This is a genomic window from Paracandidimonas soli (assembly GCF_004342005.1).
Classification (GTDB): Bacteria; Pseudomonadota; Gammaproteobacteria; order Burkholderiales; family Burkholderiaceae_B; genus Paracandidimonas; species Paracandidimonas soli.
In genome coordinates this window covers 97,933-115,420 of record NZ_SMBX01000010.1, presented here as the reverse complement: position 1 = coordinate 115,420, position 17,488 = coordinate 97,933, and the positions used below count along the sequence as shown (strand labels likewise).

At 60.9% G+C, this 17,488-nt stretch carries 21 protein-coding genes and 1 pseudogene; all 22 read right to left on the bottom strand.

Annotated features, from left to right (window positions below):
* Nucleotides 1-673 (bottom strand): annotated as a pseudogene (locus EV686_RS16200) (hypothetical protein); the annotation flags it as partial.
* Nucleotides 674-680: 7 nt separating this feature from the next.
* Nucleotides 681-1,280: a YmfQ family protein gene (locus EV686_RS16195; RefSeq protein ID WP_132477994.1), complete on the bottom strand. Its 600-nt coding sequence runs from the start codon at nucleotides 1,278-1,280 to the stop codon at nucleotides 681-683.
* Nucleotides 1,271-2,314, bottom strand: coding sequence for a baseplate J/gp47 family protein (locus EV686_RS16190; protein WP_165972652.1), 1,044 nt, complete (start codon nucleotides 2,312-2,314; stop codon nucleotides 1,271-1,273). Before EV686_RS16190 ends, EV686_RS16195 begins: the two co-directional genes overlap by 10 nt.
* Entirely contained in the window at nucleotides 2,304-2,708 is a 405-nt protein-coding gene (locus EV686_RS16185; protein WP_132477992.1) for a phage GP46 family protein, read from the bottom strand. Before EV686_RS16185 ends, EV686_RS16190 begins: the two co-directional genes overlap by 11 nt.
* 2 nt (nucleotides 2,709-2,710) lie before the next feature.
* The gene (locus EV686_RS16180) at nucleotides 2,711-3,265 is read right to left on the bottom strand and encodes a phage baseplate assembly protein V (protein ID WP_132477991.1); all 555 of its coding nucleotides are present in this window, start codon (nucleotides 3,263-3,265) and stop codon (nucleotides 2,711-2,713) included.
* On the bottom strand, nucleotides 3,262-4,371 hold the full coding sequence (locus tag EV686_RS16175; protein WP_132477990.1) for a phage baseplate assembly protein: 1,110 nt from the start codon (nucleotides 4,369-4,371) through the stop codon (nucleotides 3,262-3,264). The genes EV686_RS16180 and EV686_RS16175 overlap by 4 nt, the downstream gene beginning before the upstream one ends.
* Nucleotides 4,368-5,672: a DNA circularization protein gene (locus tag EV686_RS16170; RefSeq protein ID WP_132477989.1), complete on the bottom strand. Its 1,305-nt coding sequence runs from the start codon at nucleotides 5,670-5,672 to the stop codon at nucleotides 4,368-4,370. The genes EV686_RS16175 and EV686_RS16170 overlap by 4 nt, the downstream gene beginning before the upstream one ends.
* Nucleotides 5,672-7,666 (bottom strand): phage tail tape measure protein, encoded by a 1,995-nt coding sequence (locus tag EV686_RS16165; RefSeq protein ID WP_132477988.1) that lies wholly within the window; start codon nucleotides 7,664-7,666, stop codon nucleotides 5,672-5,674. Before EV686_RS16165 ends, EV686_RS16170 begins: the two co-directional genes overlap by 1 nt.
* A gap of 132 nt (nucleotides 7,667-7,798) precedes the next feature.
* Nucleotides 7,799-8,101 carry a phage tail assembly protein gene (locus tag EV686_RS16160; RefSeq protein ID WP_132477987.1) on the bottom strand — a complete coding sequence of 101 codons (303 nt, stop codon included), beginning with the start codon at nucleotides 8,099-8,101 and terminating at the stop codon, nucleotides 7,799-7,801.
* Nucleotides 8,098-8,448, bottom strand: a complete 351-nt coding sequence (locus tag EV686_RS16155; protein WP_132477986.1) for a phage tail tube protein — start codon at nucleotides 8,446-8,448, stop codon at nucleotides 8,098-8,100. The genes EV686_RS16160 and EV686_RS16155 overlap by 4 nt, the downstream gene beginning before the upstream one ends.
* Nucleotides 8,449-8,509: 61 nt before the next feature.
* Entirely contained in the window at nucleotides 8,510-9,988 is a 1,479-nt protein-coding gene (locus tag EV686_RS16150; RefSeq protein ID WP_243650921.1) for a phage tail sheath subtilisin-like domain-containing protein, read from the bottom strand.
* A gap of 11 nt (nucleotides 9,989-9,999) precedes the next feature.
* Nucleotides 10,000-10,197 carry a DUF2635 domain-containing protein gene (locus EV686_RS16145; RefSeq protein ID WP_132477984.1) on the bottom strand — a complete coding sequence of 66 codons (198 nt, stop codon included), beginning with the start codon at nucleotides 10,195-10,197 and terminating at the stop codon, nucleotides 10,000-10,002.
* Nucleotides 10,194-10,793, bottom strand: coding sequence for a phage tail terminator protein (locus EV686_RS16140; protein WP_132477983.1), 600 nt, complete (start codon nucleotides 10,791-10,793; stop codon nucleotides 10,194-10,196). Before EV686_RS16140 ends, EV686_RS16145 begins: the two co-directional genes overlap by 4 nt.
* Complete coding sequence (locus EV686_RS16135) at nucleotides 10,790-11,197, bottom strand: hypothetical protein (RefSeq protein ID WP_132477982.1); 408 nt, start codon at nucleotides 11,195-11,197, stop codon at nucleotides 10,790-10,792. The genes EV686_RS16140 and EV686_RS16135 overlap by 4 nt, the downstream gene beginning before the upstream one ends.
* A complete protein-coding gene (locus EV686_RS16130; protein ID WP_132477981.1) occupies nucleotides 11,194-11,562 on the bottom strand; it encodes a head-tail adaptor protein in 369 nt (122 codons plus the stop codon). The genes EV686_RS16135 and EV686_RS16130 overlap by 4 nt, the downstream gene beginning before the upstream one ends.
* Nucleotides 11,563-11,569: 7 nt before the next feature.
* Entirely contained in the window at nucleotides 11,570-11,881 is a 312-nt protein-coding gene (locus EV686_RS16125) for a head-tail connector protein (protein WP_132477980.1), read from the bottom strand.
* Nucleotides 11,881-13,119: a phage major capsid protein gene (locus EV686_RS16120; protein WP_132477979.1), complete on the bottom strand. Its 1,239-nt coding sequence runs from the start codon at nucleotides 13,117-13,119 to the stop codon at nucleotides 11,881-11,883. The genes EV686_RS16125 and EV686_RS16120 overlap by 1 nt, the downstream gene beginning before the upstream one ends.
* A gap of 11 nt (nucleotides 13,120-13,130) precedes the next feature.
* Nucleotides 13,131-13,736, bottom strand: a complete 606-nt coding sequence (locus EV686_RS16115) for an HK97 family phage prohead protease (protein ID WP_132477978.1) — start codon at nucleotides 13,734-13,736, stop codon at nucleotides 13,131-13,133.
* Nucleotides 13,737-13,744: 8 nt separating this feature from the next.
* Nucleotides 13,745-14,974, bottom strand: coding sequence for a phage portal protein (locus EV686_RS16110; RefSeq protein ID WP_132477977.1), 1,230 nt, complete (start codon nucleotides 14,972-14,974; stop codon nucleotides 13,745-13,747).
* Nucleotides 14,974-15,129 carry a hypothetical protein gene (locus tag EV686_RS18665; protein WP_165972651.1) on the bottom strand — a complete coding sequence of 52 codons (156 nt, stop codon included), beginning with the start codon at nucleotides 15,127-15,129 and terminating at the stop codon, nucleotides 14,974-14,976. The genes EV686_RS16110 and EV686_RS18665 overlap by 1 nt, the downstream gene beginning before the upstream one ends.
* The gene (locus EV686_RS16105) at nucleotides 15,129-16,871 is read right to left on the bottom strand and encodes a terminase large subunit (protein ID WP_132477976.1); all 1,743 of its coding nucleotides are present in this window, start codon (nucleotides 16,869-16,871) and stop codon (nucleotides 15,129-15,131) included. The genes EV686_RS18665 and EV686_RS16105 overlap by 1 nt, the downstream gene beginning before the upstream one ends.
* On the bottom strand, nucleotides 16,846-17,409 hold the full coding sequence (locus EV686_RS16100; RefSeq protein ID WP_132477975.1) for a phage terminase small subunit P27 family: 564 nt from the start codon (nucleotides 17,407-17,409) through the stop codon (nucleotides 16,846-16,848). Before EV686_RS16100 ends, EV686_RS16105 begins: the two co-directional genes overlap by 26 nt.
* Nucleotides 17,410-17,488: the final 79 nt, after the last annotated feature.

Genomic DNA, 17,488 nt, shown 5'->3' with positions numbered 1-17,488 from the left:
TTGCCGCATTTGATCTCAGTACGCCGCCGACCTGGCCATAGATTCTCTCCATGGCATCTTTCTGGGCTGATCCGAGCTGTCTTGCATTTGCAGTGTCAACGTCAGTCCCGGTCGCGCGGATGAACTGATCTCGCAAATCCGGCATCCGGACACTGTTTCCCCCAAGGCTCGCGAAATGAAAGGCCCCCTTCACCCACGCCCCGGAGGTCTGCATATGACCGTTGACCTCCGCCCATGCCACCAGCGCTGCATATTTGGGCAAAGTGCGGTCGATCGTCTGCCCTATGGCGTTCTCTTCATACGGGCGGGCAGCAATCGACGTTCCCCAGGTGAACTTCCCGACCTCGGGGCTGGCATAACCAGTGAAAGAACCGATCGTCTGCCAGTGCAAAATCTGCTGCCGATCCAACGCATAGACAATAGGCCCCACGTTCATCGCTGGCGCAGACGGATAAATAGGCAGAGACACCCCGCGAATCGCCTGCAGAAGCTGTGTCGTATCCGACTCTTCCGGCTCAATGCCTGCCGCTACGAAGACGGCAAAGAGCTCGTCCATCAGCGAGTTTCCCCACTCGGCGGGGATCAGCGAGCCCAGCTGGCCGGTAGCCGCGTCCTCATTAACAAACCGGCCACCCACAAGGCCAACGCCTGGAACACTCTTCGGAAAATCCATGTAACCCTCACGTCTCGTATTCGAAAAAGACAACCGTGTGCGAAGGCGCGTAGCGCCGAATCACGCACTCGATCTCATCGCCCGGGATCACCCCAAAGCGATTACCCCACATCGCAGCCCCCCAGCGCAGACCCCTTGCCTGCCGCATGCCAAGCTGCAATGTCCAGATGAATTGCTGCCCCCAAGTCCCCCAGCGAGCAGCGCCGAACCTGGAGCGCCCAAAGCGCGGCGCCCGGTGCTCGATGACCCGCGCCCCTGGGTACCCCATCAATGCCGCGATCTGGATGAAATAGGCTGGCCGCTGCTCGCCAACAGCACCAAACCGACGCACCACCTCAGCGCGACGCTGCCAGAACTGCGGCTGCACTGCCGTACAACGATCCGGCAGCCCCATAACCCGCTCCCAGTCCGGCAGCAGCTCGCGCACACCCGTCGGCACCATCTCACCCAACAGGTCATCAGCACGAGCATCAATACGGGCAAACTCCCTGGCAGCCGCACGAAGCACACCATGAACACCGGGATTCAGATCCGAATCCCAGGCCGGCCCCAGGGGCAGCAGCTGCAGCAATTGACGGTAATAATCGCCCTCGGTCTTCACGCCCATTCAATGCCCCCAAACACAGGCAGCTCATGCGGCCCTGGAACAACGTCATCCAGCGGTTCCAGTATCCGGTGATCCACCTCGCCGACCGTGCCGCTGACCGCCTCGCCAAAATGCGACCAATAGATCCGCTCACCCAGGTCCGCATCCCGCGCATACATATTCCGCAACGACCCTTCCACACGTAAGCGCAATTGCTCCGTATCCGGTCTCAGCTCTATCCGGTGATGCACCTGCAACAGCGTTGGCGACAATACATACAGCTCACCCGTGACCGGACGCACAGATTCAATGTGCGCATACACCTCAGCAATTTGAGCCGGGCCAGGCAGGATATTTGCGTCATAGTCCCGGACGAAGAACACCCCAACCGTGCCAGGCCCCATATAGTTTGGCTTCGTCCACGCGCGCGTCACCCCAGGCACCTGCCGCGCCCACATCACATAATCCTCATCGCTCCCACCATGAGGCACGACCCGGAAACTCTCGATAACGCGCGTCCGCCATTCATTCAGCGGCTCCAGATCCAGACCAGACACCAGACCATCCGGATCCACCTCGGCCTGCTCCAACACCCCAGCCACCGGAGACACCAGGCTGAGACGCACCCCCGGATCAGTATTCCCAGCAGCCCCTGGCATCATGGCTCGCACCGGCACCAGCGTCGGTCCGTCCGCAATCATGGTATCTGCAACTACGGCGTACTGCTGGCCATCGAACCGCTGCCACAACCTGTCCTTACCAACAATTGCCCCAGGCACGCCACTGACCAAGATGCTCCCGGACGCCGCCACTGCCGCCCAGCGGTCGACATCACGCATGGCCGCCCAACGGCGCAGCACATCCTCATCACAAGAGTCGGGCAGTATCTGCCGCGCGATATGCCCCAGGAACCCATACAGCCCATAGGCGGCACCACCATGTACTCGCGCAATCACCTTGGCGTCAGAGCGGCGCAGAGAGTCAGCCGCCAGCGCCTCAAAGTCAGCCTCAGCACGGCCCAGCAGCGTTGGCAAATTCGGAATATCAAACGGCATCTTGAATGATCCTCCACACATCGTTAAAACGCAGATCGAGATCCGCCTGGCCATCCGCACTTACGCCGCGCACAAACAACACCAGCCGCTCCACACCTTGACGCTGCGCCGTCACCACGACAGACAGCAACACCCCATCGTCGACCATCCAGCGCAACGCCTCTTCGGCGTATGCCTGGGCATCCCGCACCGTCTCAGCAGTCAGCGACCGACGACGCAACAGCCATAGCCGAGATCCAATGCGGTCATTTGCGACCGACGGGTAGCTATCCCCCCACCAGCCGCAACGATCATCATCCACAGGATCCGACGGCAGCGCCCGGCGCCAGGTGAAAAGGCTGATCACCACTGCGCGCTGCAGCGGATCATCCCCACCAAAATTTTCCAGCTGCATGATCACTCCATGCGTTGATTGGTTTTTCCTGTCGTCCCACCCGAATCGCCGGGATGATCGTGGCCATTGAACCGGTCCCGCATACCCTGCATCGATCCGAGCGCATCGCTGATATGCCCGTCCGCCTTGATGTCTTTCGTGGCATGTACCAGCGGAGTGTCCAGCGTGACCTTGACGCTCGCCCGGACAACGACCTCAGGCGCAGTCACATCCAGGCGAGAGCCCGCCGTCACGCCAATGACACGCCCACGCTGAAATCGGATTTCGTCGCCCTCATCCGTGTATAGGCAAACCTCCCCAGGCTTCAGCCCCCGGACACGATGACGACGATCAGCCACACACAGCACTACCGCATGAGATCGATCCCCATTCATGAAGGCCGTCAGATGCTCAGCCCCACGAAGAGGATGGGCGGTATAGCCATAGGGCTCGAAATGCTCTACGCCATCCTTTGTTTCACCGGCAGTCATTCGCAGCTGCAGGACCTGCATCAAGCGAGCCGGGTCCACCAGCGACACCACACCCCGAACCAGCATATTTTTCAGTCGTGCAATCATTGGCTCTCCCAGTCCTCGGGCAGCAGGTACTCGAATGCATCCCCACCCTTGCCCTTCTTCGCCTTTTTCCTGCCCTTGCCTGGCTCAGGCAGGAATGCTTCTGGCGGCGCCAATCCCAGACGCGCAACCGTGCCTTGATCATCCAACCTGTACGTGACTTCGGAGATCAGCATGTCCCGGTCGAACCCCATCAGCTCATCACGGACCCTGACAATCAAGTTAGGCCGCCAGAGCTCTCCACTCGACTGACGCCAGCCCTGGACCTCATACTCGACGGCGAGCGCGCGGCCAAGGCTGCTATCACGTTCCCACTGCGCACGGCGCTGCGCCAGCAAGGCGCTCAGCTGGCCGCTCGGCTGAACCACTTTCAACCTGTAGCGGGTCGCCCGATCGTCTGCAACAGACGCCGTCACCTCAGACGCCGCCTCACCAAACTCATTGTCCGTACCTGCTCGCTGCCCCACGCACTGGTAGTCAGAAAATACCTCCGAGAAATCCAGCGGTGCACGACCCGTCAGAATGTTTTTCCCGAGCTCCAGCGCATCACTTGCCCGCCCCTTGCTGCCAGGCTGCACAAGCACCAGACGGCCATGCTCATCATCAGTCGACAGCAGCTCAGACAAGCTGAGCAATCGGTCGATGCTCTCGAAAACCGTTTCCCCAGGCTCCACAGTGTGATCAGCCACCGTCGCCCCATCGCCACCCTCATCGATGACAGAGATCCCATACGGCTGCGCCAGGCCGCGAACAATCTGCAGCACCGTCTGCCCTCGCCACTGCCCCGGCGTTTGCGACACCGAACAGTCGATCAGATCCTCAGTCAGAGAACGTCCCGTGATCGATGTCGTAATGCTCGTTTTGCCGTATTCGATGGGCGTGGCATCCACATAGCCGGTCAACACCAAATCAGCACCAATACGCACCTGACAGCGTGCGCCATGCCGGATGCGAAGCGGCCTGGACTCGCTACCCGGCCACCGCCACGTCACACCCAGCGTGAAATCGCGCGCCTGGCGCTCGATGCCGGCGCTGATCTCAACACCCTTCCAGCCGGCATAGTCCATGCCATCAACCGTGAGCGTTACGCGATCCTGCTCATCCGTCATGATTGCGCCACCTCCAGGCTACGAACTGGCACAAAACCCGGATGCTCAATTCGGTTACGCGCCAGCAGTTCACCCGCTCGCCCCGCATCCTCATGCTGCTGATACGCCAGGACCAGGGCAGGCATCACTTCTGTCGGCTCGATGCGCACCAGGCGCGTCCCCGATCTCGCCACCGCCGCAAGATGCTGGCCAGCCCGGATACGCGCCTGCGCCAGCGCCTCAAAATGCTCCACATCGACCCCAGCGGACATACTCCAAACCGCATCCGACAGAGCCGCACCAGCCTCCCGTACATCATCCGCTACAGGAATCTTGCGCTCCGGCCCCGCCAGCAGCGCATCCGCCAACGCCCAGGCATCCGTTGCAGACGTCTGCACAACATCCGCCAGCACACCAACCTCAGGCACGCCAGACTTCGACGCCGGTCGCCCCACAGGCACCTGAGCAACATCGGACAGCATCGACAACAACACCGCGTCCTGCACCAGCCCCCTATACGCCGAGCCCATCGCCGCAGAATTACTATCTGCGGGCAGCACCACCCGCCCGACACCGAGGATCGCCCGGGCCTGACTTTCAATTCCGGACAGGGACACGGCTTCGCCAGAAGCCACCGAGCCGAACCCCGTAAACAACCGCTCAGCACCACCCGCAGCATTGAGCAACGCACGCGCGAAAGTGTCGGGCGCATTGCGCAGCATCACAAAGACGGCCTGCGCGTCCTGCACCAGCGCAAATACATCACGCAGCACCGGCACGCGGCTCAGCTCGCCGGCAACTCCCTGCAGCATCGAACGCACATTGCGCAGCTGCAGCCTCGCCAGACTCACGCCGGCCATCGCTCGCTCAAAGCGAGACAATGCCGTATCACCTACCCCGCCCGCAGCCAGGAGCGTCTGCGCCGACGTATTCGTTTGCGCTGCCGGGAAAACCAGTTCTCCACCAGCGACAAACACCAGGTCGAATCGCACCACACCACCCTCACGGCGGTCGTGCATCATTTCGCAGTCGGTCGCCGTAACGGTCATCCTCCCCAGCCACGGATGCACCAACTCCCCAGGCCCCGGTTCATCCAGCACCTTGAGCAGATCATCACGCCGAGCGTAGGCATCATCACCAGCGATCCATGCCGTCAGCCGGATCGGGCGCGTCCTGCGCCCCAGATCCTCTACCATCGGCTCATCACGTTGCGGGTACTCATGCACCTGCGTCTGACGCCCCACAGGCTCGCGGCCCGTTTCCGCGAAGAACTCAACCCCGCGAAACGACGCTGGTTGAACTCGATCACGCCATGACGACATCACTCTCTCCCAAGACTTCGGTACCCTACCTTCGTCGGCACGGACAGGCCTGGCTGATCAACCTCCGCCGGCTCCACCCGCATTCCCGGCGGCGCATTGTCAAACCGCACACGCAGCTCACCATCAAGCCGCGCCTCCCGACCCGGCAACGCCGACGCAGGGGCAGGCATAGGCGCCGAGGCAGGAATAGCCGCAGGCGCTGCCCTGGCCGTCCCTTCATCAAACCCAAGGGAGCCTTTAACCCAGCCCCACGCACTGGCCGCGCCATCCGCCACCGTTCCGGCCACGCTGGACGCGGCATCCGAGATACCCGAGGTCACAGACCTGACCGCGTCAACTCCGTTCAGGATCGGCTCGATAAACCTCTGCACACGCGCCCACATATCCTTGAACCACGCAACAATCGGCTCCCATTGCGCCGCCACCAGGCCCAACGGCGACCAGCTGAAAAACACATCCTTCAGCCAGCCCCACAACGCCAGGGTGTCCCCTTTGATCAATTCCCACAGCCCGGAGAGCCACGACGATATCGCCCCCCAATTGCTGATCAGCATCCCCAGCGGAGACCACGAGAAAACCGTACGCAGCACATCCCAGATCGCCAGCACAGGACCGCGTATGCGCTCCCATAGGGCCGAGAAGTACGGCGCCACTGCCGACCAGTTGGCAATCACGAAGCCAGCGGCCAGCGCAATGCCCCGCACGATCATCCCCACCGGGGACATGCTCGCAACAGTAGTCATCACCTTGATCGCGGTCGACACACCCACCACAGCAAGACGCAACGCCAAGAACCCAGCCGCAGCACCCAGAACCCCCTTGATCAACCACGGGTTCTGCGCCGCCAGCTCGGCGACCATATCGATGACAGGGCCGATGGTGCTCATGAAATCGTTGAATGGCGGCAACAAGATATTGCCAACGGCAATACCAGCGGCCACCACCTTATTGCGCAGCAGCTGCAGATTGTTCTCGCTCGTGGCCGCGCGAGCGGTGTACTCCGCCTGCATCGAGCCCGCGTAGGCAGTCGCATCGCCGACACTACGGAAATTCCGCTCCAGCAGTTCCATGTTGTTCAACATGGGAGCGATCGCGCCTATCGACTCCCGCCCGAACAGCTGCTGCATTGCCGCAGCCTGCTTTGTTGGGTCGACCTTGCTGATCGCGGTCAAGATGCGCTTGATCGTCCCCTCAGCATCGGTCTGCATACCAGCTGCGATCTCTTTGGCATCCAAACGCAGCGCCTTGAATACCTGCTGCTGTTTCTTCGTCGCCGCGGATCCTGCAGTCAGCGTCAGCATGAAATTTTTCATGCCCGTGGCGGCCACTTCCTCCGCCACACCCACACCAGCGAGCGTCGCACCCATCGCGGCAATCTGGCCGGAAGCCAAACCGGCGATCTCTCCCAGCGGCCCGATCTTCGTCACGATCGACGATATCTGTGCCGCCGAGGCGGGACCCGTGTTACTCAGGTAGTTGATCTTGTCGGCCAGCGCAACAACCTCATCCTGGCCCATCCGAAACGAGGTTCGCCACTTCGCCATCATGTCGCCAGACTGCTCTGCCGTCTGGTCAAACGCGACCCCCATCTTGACAGCATCCTCAGCGAACCGCGACAGTTCCTCACGCGCCAGACCGGCCTGGCCGCCAGACGCCACGATTTGAGCAATGTCGCGCGCTGCCATCGGCAACCGCTTGGACAGCGCCAACACATCATCGGCCATTTCCTTAAACTGCTCAGGCGTATCGAAATCGACCACCTTGCGCACGTCGGCCATCGAGGACTCGAACTCCATCGCACTACGCGCACCCGCAACAAATGGCGCTGCCAGAGCGCCACCCTTGAGAATGCCCTGAATACTGATAGGGCTACCCAAGCCGCTATTGAGCAGTTGGCGGCGGAACCCCATCGCTGTCTTTCGTGCCTTGTCCAGCACCGGCGACAGCTTATCCACGCCCATGATGAGCGCCTTGAGCTGAAATTCCCTCGCCATATCAGTCCCGCTTAGCTTGTTGATTGATTCGGTGCGCCTGGCCCGTCAACAGGACCAGATCAGCCACACTACGCTCCATCACGCAGATGGGATCCAGCCGCCAGAAGTAAGCGGCTGAACAGGCAAAATCGATCAGTTCGTCGAGTCGCCTGAACCCTGCCCCAAAAAATCCTTAGCGACATCCCAGGACAATTGATTGAAATCAGTGATCGACAGCTGATCCACAGAAGAGCCAGGAACACCTGCCAGACGGCTGACGTACTTTGCACACGCGGCCAGATCCAGCGCCACCGACTCATCCGGCCTGATGGTGTACGGCAGCGTCCCAACAGCCCGAGCATCCGCCGTGGTCGCCGGGCGCACCTCCAGCACCGCCACCTCCTCACCGAAGGCCCGGATCGGCCTCGACAGCACAAACGTCCGTTTTTCGCTCATTGCACCCACCTTCCTTCGTTACCGTGAAACTCCAGCGCGACCTTGCCGTCATCCCCCGTCGATGTCGTCTCACCGACCAGATACGCGCCCGACAGCACGTAGCTCTTGCCGTTCTTGAAATCACACTGCACCGTCATGTCCGTGCCTTGCGTGATTTCATCCAGCGGGAAATCTGGCGTATGCACTGCGGACACCTTGAGATACGGAACGCGGTCGACCTCCGAGAAGTAGCCCGGCGCGATGGTGTCCCGCGTCACATCGCCCACAGGCGCTTCCGCCTCGCCCGTTACCGTGAGTTGCCGACCGTCCACCTTGAAATAGACGGTCCCGGCCACTTTTTGACCCATAGTCAGCTCCAAAAAAAATGGCCCGCCAAACGACGAGCCTTGCCCATGACATTGAAGAGGCTTACGCCGCTACCGGATACTGCAACCGGAACTCGTTACGTACCGCGACGATGCGCAGCTGGTTCACATAGTCGGGCGGGAACAGGACGTTTACGCGATTCGGATTCCCCTCATCACGCTCGACAATCAGGTACCGCGCAAACACATCCGTGTTCTCGACCAGTCCCTCGCGCTCCATGCGCGAGTACTCGGCGATCAGCTCATTGCGAATTGTCTTGGGCGTAACGATGGCCTGCCCAGCACCGAACCGCGTGCCATCATTAGCCAGCTTGTGCCTGGCGAACTTGCTGGTGATCAACGACTGCAGCCTGCGCAGGATTGCCGCAGACTGATGCATCGTTTCGCTGTCCAGATAGCTGTCGTCTGGCTGGCCGAACGTATTCTGCAGATAAAGCGTCACTGCCCGCCCAATACGCACATAGCCGCCTTCGTAATAGCTTGTCGCCACGCCAGCCCAGAGCAGCGAATTGCTTTCCAGGATGCCAAAACGCTGCCCTTCCGGCGCTGGCATAACGCCAGACAGCGCCCCGGTTTGCGTTGGTCGCGCAGGATCCGCAGAGATGAACACCGCCGTTCGAGCACCGTACTCTGCCGCGAACTTCCAGACCGGCGTAGGAGACAGCGGCTCCAGCGCAGCAACCGTACCGTGCTGATCATTGGTACCGCCGCGACCGAACGCAACCAGCTCGCCCAGGGTTCCCCTGCGGGCGCTATAGACGTGGCCATACAGCATACGCAGCCAGGACCAGCGGCCCGTAGTGTCATCCATGACCGACCGCAGGGACTCCAGCGACGCCGAATCCGAGAAGGGATGCGTGATGAACTCGAATGGCTCATCACCGACCACGGCCAGCGCAGCGTCCAGATCGGGCGTCCCCGCGCCGCCGGTCATCGCCGTAACCGTCACCCCCAGCCCTGTCGGCAAATGCTCCCCGCCGGCGGATCCGCGCAGGTTGATACCCAGCCGCAGATCGTTGCCCAGCAGTCCGCTGAATTTGGCCGTGACCGTCACCACACCCTCAGCTGACACAGCCGTCGCCGGCAACACAGCCGCATTGACCGCCTGCGCGACCGCCTCACCGACATCAGCCGCCGCCTGCCCGGAGGACACAGCCGCCGTCACGCGCACGTTACCCACATAGACCGACACCACCCCGGAAGCCGTAGCCGAACCCGTGAATGAGATCGTGCCGCTGGCCTTGGCGCCGGCCTCGATCTTGACCGGCAGCACCCAGGTTTCGCCCATCGGGTCATTGCGCCGATGCGCAACATGCATATCGTGCAGGACCGATCCCGCACCGGCCAGCGCCGCAACCTCCGAGGACGTTGCCGCCAGAACCAGTTCCGTAGGCGCTGTCACGTCATCATTGACCAGGCCAATAAGCAAACGGCGCAACTGAGTTGCGCCGCTGTTTGCCTGGGAATTGTCCATCTCCGCATAGAAGAGTGGAACCCGCAGATCAGCGGGAATTTGGCTCATGCTCACTGACATCAATCAGCCCCCTTTTTATTGGCTACCGGCGCCTGGCTCATCGCCCGCTCCGGGACCTCGACAACATCGCCATCACCCAGACGCCGCATCCACCACTGGCTCTTAGGCACCACCCGGCCCCCTTCGGGCAATACATCACCTCGATCCGGATCCGGCACCATACGGCCAGAAACAGGCCGCACTCGCATCGTTTTCATTCACTCACTCCCAGTTGAAATTCCACCCGTCCATCCGGGCCGGGCTTTTGCAGATTTGGATCCGCGATCGGATCAATCACGTCCACCTCCGCATCCAAGGCTTCCAGCACAGGCAAGCCGGCCAGCTCGTATTCCTGCCAGGTTTCCGGCTCTCGCCCATCGCCCGTACCCTGGTAATGCCCCACAGTCAGTTCCGCAGAAAACAGGAGCGTGTAATACGTCACGCTCCGATCCATCTCCGTCACCTCTCCACTCAGGTATTCGATAGGCTCATACCCAGCGCCAGGCGTCCAGCCAATCAATGCACGCCAGACCTCCGCACGCAACAAATGCAGCAGATCAGCCGTATGCTCTCCACGCCGAGGATCCGCCGTGCTCAGGATCAACACAACCGCAAATTGGTCAACAACCGGCTGCACTGTCGCGTTCTGCGCCGTGCTGGGCTCCGCCTCGTCCCCTGCCGGGAAGACCACCGCCGCCGGCGTCTGCAACTTGACCTGGCCGCGCTCAGGCTGGAAATTCAAAGCGACGCCCACACGCTCCCCGAACGAGGGGCAATACTGGCGCAGATGCGCCACCACATCAGAGATCCTCATGACAGCGCCTCATCCATGCCCTGCGTCAACGTCCGACGCACTTCAGCCTCTTTACTACGCAGAGCGTCCGCTATCCAGTTCCCCCTTGACGCAAGGCCTCGGGATGTACCGTAGTGCAGAAAAGCCGGGTAGAAATCCTTCATGTCCTGGCGCTTTTCGTGGAACACCTTGACCAGCAGGCCAGCCTTGCTGACGCGCACCTTGATCGACTTTTGCAGCCGACCGGAGCGCTTGAGCGGATATTCACCAACCCCTGGGCCACGCGCCGAAATCCGCTTGCGCGCCTCCTTCGCCACGACCTGCCCTGATCGACGAAACGCCCGACGCAAAGGCCCTCGCTTGAATAGCCGACGAGGGATGTTGTTGAAGCCCTCAAGCTCCATCCTTGCATCCAGTCCGCTCATGTCAGAACCTCCGCATCCCCGATTTCTTCCACATCCATCACAAGGAATTCCCCAGCACCCTGAAGATCGGCGCATCGCCGAACCGCATACAAACGCCCCCGGCTTACCACCTCATGATCCGTGGTAATCCCCTGCATGTAGCGAACGATGCAGCGATGCGTCACCCTCTCATCCGTCTGCACGGATGCCGACCAAACCGCCGTCCCGACCGGCCTCAAGCTGGCCCAACGGCGCACGTTATCCGGGTACTCTGCGACCAGCGAGGCATATCCCGACGGACGGTCAGAGCGCAGCCGGATCAACACCTTGCGATCCAGCTCACCCGACTCAGGGAACGGAAACGAAACACCGCTTCTTGATTTCATATGCCGCCTACTCGAAGAACGAGCGGTACAGATCCATGACCTGCTTCGCCCCCATTGGCACTTCCATCAGCTGAACATCGGTCGCCACGCCCTTATGGGAAACCCAGTGGTCAATCAACATCAGCAGCGCCACCAGCACATCTCCTTCGACTTTCAGGGCGTTTGCCGATGCGCCTGAGGAAACATCCACAACAAGCACACGACCTGTACGCCGTTCAAATAGCCGGACCGCCGCGTCTCGATAGGATGTGAGCAATCCCTCGCTCACATCCTCCGGATCTGCCCGGCAGTGCTCCCGGATCAGATCGAGAGAAATCATCAGCCACCACCAGCAGGCTTACCCTGCAGTGCGCGAATCGCGCTCATGTCCTGCAGCACGCAGCCGAAGCGATGGAACGCCAGGAAGGCAGTCTGATCGAACTCAGCATAACGCTCGGTCAGGCGGCGCAGAACCATGTAGCGGACACGACGAATCACGAACTGGTCGAAGTCGCCAGCAAACATGAATTTGTTGCCTGCACCGATATCTGCAATCGCCTGATCGATCACGTATTGACGGTTCAGAATCGTGGCAGGCGGACCATTGGCAACACCAGGCAACCAGAGCGGGCGCCCCTGACCATCTTCCATTTCCTCCAGCAGCTGCAGCGTGGCATCGTTGAACGCCAGGCGAAACTTCGGCGCCATACGATATGCCGGATCAATCGAATGGATGAGTCCATTCACCTCCTTCCAGGTGAAGGCAGTCGCCGACGCCGTCACCTTGCCGATATCAGCCGAGGCCGCCAGCCCCTTAGGCTGACGAGGCGTACCGGCACCCGTACCCTGAACAATCAGTCGCGCCTCTGTGCGACCGATGCGACTGGCAACGCGGCCCGCCAGGAACTGTTCCATGTTGACCGCAGTGTCCGTCAGCAACTCATTCGAGACGCGAATGATCTTGGACGAGACCTTATGCGCACCCAGCGAGTCCATGCCGAAGGTCACATCCGCCTCGCCTGTCTCAGTGTTCTCCCCAACCAGCTCGCCTTCTTCGGTGGCCCCATCACTGGTTGGCCACTCGATAGCATTGCCTTTATCAGTTACCAGGACACGGGCCACGCTCGCAATGCCGCCATAGGCAGCCATCAACTCATGCACCTGAGCAATGAACGATGGCGGTACCGTATAGCCCCCCTTGTCATTGACGCCAGCTGCCTGCGCACGTTGCTCGTCCTGCCGCGCCAGTGCGCGCTGCTCCGATGTCAGCGAGGCCATGCCACCACTCAGGAACGCGCCGAACGCCTGAGCGCGCTGCTCGTCCTCGGACAGCTCGCCGCCAGCTGCAGCAGCACGACCAGCAATGTCATCGGCGTTGTCTTCAACGTGACGCTGCTCCTGGTCCCGCAGTTCTTGCTCTCGCTCGATCTGGTCATCCAGCTTTTTGATATCGGCCCGCATGGCGGCCCACTTCGAGCGCTGTTCATCGCCCCAATCGGCATCGCCCTGGGCGTCGTGATAAGTGCGCATTTCCGTTGCAAGCCGCGCACGCTTTTGTTGCAGTTCTGCCAAAGTCATGGTTTTTTTCCTCACAGGTTGAGAAGATCAAGAAAGCGTTCGCGGGCGCGACGCTCAGTTACAGCTTTTGAGGCCATACGCTGCCCCTCCGCCTGCTGCCAGGCATCAAGCGAGCGCTGAGCGGCATGAGCGCCGTCATACGCTGGATAGGTCACTGGAGACACATCGCGCAGCTCCGCTATGCGATGAATGGTGCGCACAACGAAGTCCCCCTCTCGCCGCCACTCGTCACCGTCATCAGCCACACGAAAGGCGAAGCTGCTGCCGGTCACATCACCTCGCGCCAGAGGCGTGAGCACCAGATCTCGCACCATCTGGGTATCGGGCGGCGTGATGGTGTACGCCAGGCCGCGGCTATCAAGCGATAGCTGCAGCGTGCCGCTGCGCGTGCGGCCCAGCACGAAATTGCGGTCATGGTTGAACAAGGCGCGCACGTCATCGCCCATCACGTCATCAAACGCGCCGGGTACGATTTCTTCGTAAAAGCTGCCAAACAGCAGAGCGCTGCGCTCATTGACGACGGCGCCGTAGCCAACAATCGTCGCGGGCTGTCCGTCGCTGGCAGCACGAAGCTCACACGGCTGGCTGACCAGCGTGCGTTTCTCGATGTCTTTCATCGAAACTCCTATTGGTTCTGTGGATCAGTCGGGCCAGGCAGTGCCTGCTGTTGGCTGATGGGACGCGCATTGACGCTGATCAGCATCTCGTCGAGCCCATCAACCGGGTTCATGTCCTCGAACAAACGCACCTCGTTGCGCGTCATCCAGCCATCCGTGATCGCATAGTGGTAGAACTCAGCACGCTCTTTCGCTGTACCGCGCAGCAAACCGCCCAGGTTGAACTTGATGTAATAGCCTGCCTCACGCTCGAACCGGGTAAAGATGCGCCGATTCAGCTCCTGTTCCCAGTTCTGGACCCAGGGCATGATCGTGTGCCGGACGAACTGAATGGCTTGTTCACTGATATTCGAGAATGTGGCCTTGTCCAGGTCATTGATCATGTGCGCCGGAACATTGAACAGGCCGGCGATCTCCGAGCGGCTCAGCTTGCGTGACTCAATGAACTGCGCCGCCTCTGGCTCGATGGTCAGCTTCTTGAAATCCAGATCCGCCGGCAGCAGCAGCGTTTTGTTGTCCTCAGACCGCAGCCGCGCAACAGCCTTCTTCCAGAATTCCTTCAGCCGCTCCCAAGCATCCTTACCCAACTCACCCTTGACGGTAAGAACACCCGTCGGCTGCCCTCCACCATCGAAAAACTGTTTCCCGTAGCGCTGCGCAGCCAGGCCCAGACCTATCGCCTCGGCGTTCTGCATGATCGGGCTGATTCCGATACGGCCGTCTCGGCCCAGCGCCCTGATGTGCAGCATGTCCTCAGGAGGAATCGCGATTGCCGTCCCCCCATCACTGAGCGATGCATACACCCATCGCCCACCAATCTTTACCAGCGTCGTTTCCTGAGGCAGCAGACGATCGATAGCCAGCAGCTCCCCCCTGCGGGATCGCAACAGGCGGGAGTACCCGTTACCCCACCCAAGCACATGCCCCATCATGGTCTCGCGCCACTTGTATGACGTTTGCCAATCGTTGGGAGCGTCATGCAACAGGTAGTGCGCGGGATGGTCAGAGCCTGGCTCTATCCGGTTTCCCTGCTTTCGCAACACCGCCACGGGCAGCTGCGCAATCGAGCTCGCCAGGACATAGATGCACGAATACACCGCCGCCAGCCGCCAGCCAGCCGTAGGCGTCACCTGCGCACCACGGCCATCGCCATGCAAGTACTCCTGCAGGTTCTGGCCGGTCAGCGGAACGTTGGGGTTCTCCAGCGAGCGGCGCTCAAACATCAAGTCAAGCAACATCACCGCCCCCCAAGCCAAGCCGATAGCACAGACAGCCCAAGCAACAGGCTGCCCATCGTCATCAGCGCCACACCAGCGCCATACTGCAGATAAAGCCCCGCCGCCAAGCAGCCAGCACCAGTCAACGCCACCAGATCGCGCACGATAGTTTTCATCACATCACCAATATGTCATCGTCGCTGAGCGACTCCAGTAGGGACCACTCCCGCTGCGAATGCATGGGCGCGGACATGCCCGCCGCCATGATCGATGCCACGATGCCGTCCACACGACCGCGCGCGCGCTCTTTGCTGACTTTGCGGTTTCCCGCCGGATCCGACATCGTTACCGCGTTGGACGCACACCAGGTCATGACCGGATTTCCATCGTGCCGCAGTTGTTCATTGAGCAGCAGCTGCTCAAACACATCCAGGGCCGGGGCCATTTCCTTGAAGCCCTGACCAAACGGCGTCATCGGCGGCAGCTCAATGCCCTGGGCCTGCGCCAACATGATCAAGTCCTGGATCCGCCAACGGTCATACGCCAGCCCGGCCAAGTCGACCACTTCCGATATTTCCAACAGCCGCCGAAGAATCGCCAGCTTATCTATGGCGCGGCCAGGCAGAGCCTCCAGATAACCGCGACTCCGCCACAACGTATACGGCACACGATCCAGGTCTTCCTTGCGCTTCAGGTCATCGCCCGGCAGCCAGAACCAGGGCTTCAGCCGCCAGTACGGATCCGACTCGTCTGGTTCAAACAGCAGCACCAGTGAGGTCAGATCCTGCGTACTCGACAAGTCCAGCCCACCGTAGCAGCGCCGACCGTAGTAGGCCTCCCACGGGATCTCGGTCGCCTCACGCGCGGCCAGCCACACATCGGCAGTAATCCAGGGCGACGACGATTCCGTCCACACACAAAAATTAAGGCGCTTCACCAGCGCCTCTTTTGCGGGGATCCCCCGAGCCTGCGTTACCTGCTCTCGCAGGTAGCGCAACCCTGGTATGCCGGCCTCCTGCAGGCTGGGATTTGCCTTCGCCCAGCATGCCTCATCATTCAGCGGATCGTCGCTCTCATCCAGTCCGCACACAAAGCCGAAGAAGCTGTCATCTTCAAGCTGGCCGGCAGCGACTTTTTCGGAATACTCGTGGTAGTCGTAGCAAACGCCACGCCGGTCACTACCGCTGTTCGTGATCATGAAGATCAGCGCCTGGTCACGCGATTTCGTGCCAGCGCGCATCATTTCTACCACCATCGCGTTGCGATGCTCGTGGATCTCATCCAGCAGCCCGATATGCGGCCTGGGGCCGGACTGCCCTTCATCAGCACTGATCGGCCGGAAAAAGCTGGCCGTCCGCTGAAACGCCAGATTCCATTCCTTGCCGGGCGCGCCGCTCTTCTCGACCATCCGGCGCAGTAGGGGCGACTGGTCGACCATTGCAACCGCATCCCGGAACAGGATCTGCGCCTGGTCCTTCTTCGTGGCGCCAGAGTAGATTTCGGCGCGCGGCTCTCCGTCCGCCGTTAACCCGTACAACCCGATTCCGGCCGCCAGGGGAGACTTACCGCTGCCCTTCGCTGTCTCTATATATGCCACACGAAACCGCCGCAGCCCATCGGCCTCATGCTTCCAGCCGAACAGGCTGCCCAGGACGAACGCCTGCCAGCCCAGCACCTTGAACGGCTTTCCCTCAAAGCGCCCGCCGTTCAAGCACAGCACATCCTCAAAGAAGCCGATTGCCCTGGCTGCGCCTTGCTGGTCATACACCAAGCCGCGCTCAGCGCCATGTTCCAGATCCCGCAGATGACGCGCACATGCATCGCGCACCTGCGGGCCGGCAATCTCCCGCCCCTCGCAAACAGCCCGGGCGTAAAGTGTCGCGCGATCTTCATCAACTGAAATATCGGTTTGCGACATCCCTTTCATCTCCCGGGAACAGCTGACCCTGTCCCGATCCTGCAGGCAGGGTAATCCTCGACCTGGACGACGGGTTCAGGCCAAACGCCGACCCCGCTGAACGCATGCGCTCTTCCGCCCGATTTGCGATCTGCATCCAGACACTGATTTGCTTGTATCCGCTGGGCGTCACATCCACGAATCCAGCGCTGGGCCGACCATCCATCTGCAGCCGCTGCATCTGATCACTGTGACGCTGCTGGAGGTCAGCCATCATTTCGCGCGCATGCCGCCAGTCTCCGTACGCTTGGCAGTACACGGCCAGCTCGCCCTGGTCCAGCTTGTTGATTAAGCCAATCATGAAGAGGTCTGGCGCGAGCCGGTCCCACTCTTCCCGTGCATACTCCGTCAGGTGCGCAGGACAGACGGGAGCGTCATGCACTTGGCTCCAGTCGATACCGCCGACGTCTGCCCCCAGGTCCTTCTTGCTGGGATTTCCACGCACCAAATGCACTACCGAAGGCAAAGCCTTCCGCCCTGAATTCTGATTGCCTGCCATACCAATCGGGGATACCCCCCCTCCATTTTTCCCGGTGAAACACAGAGCTATAGGCGATCGGTCTCAGTGACGACCCCCT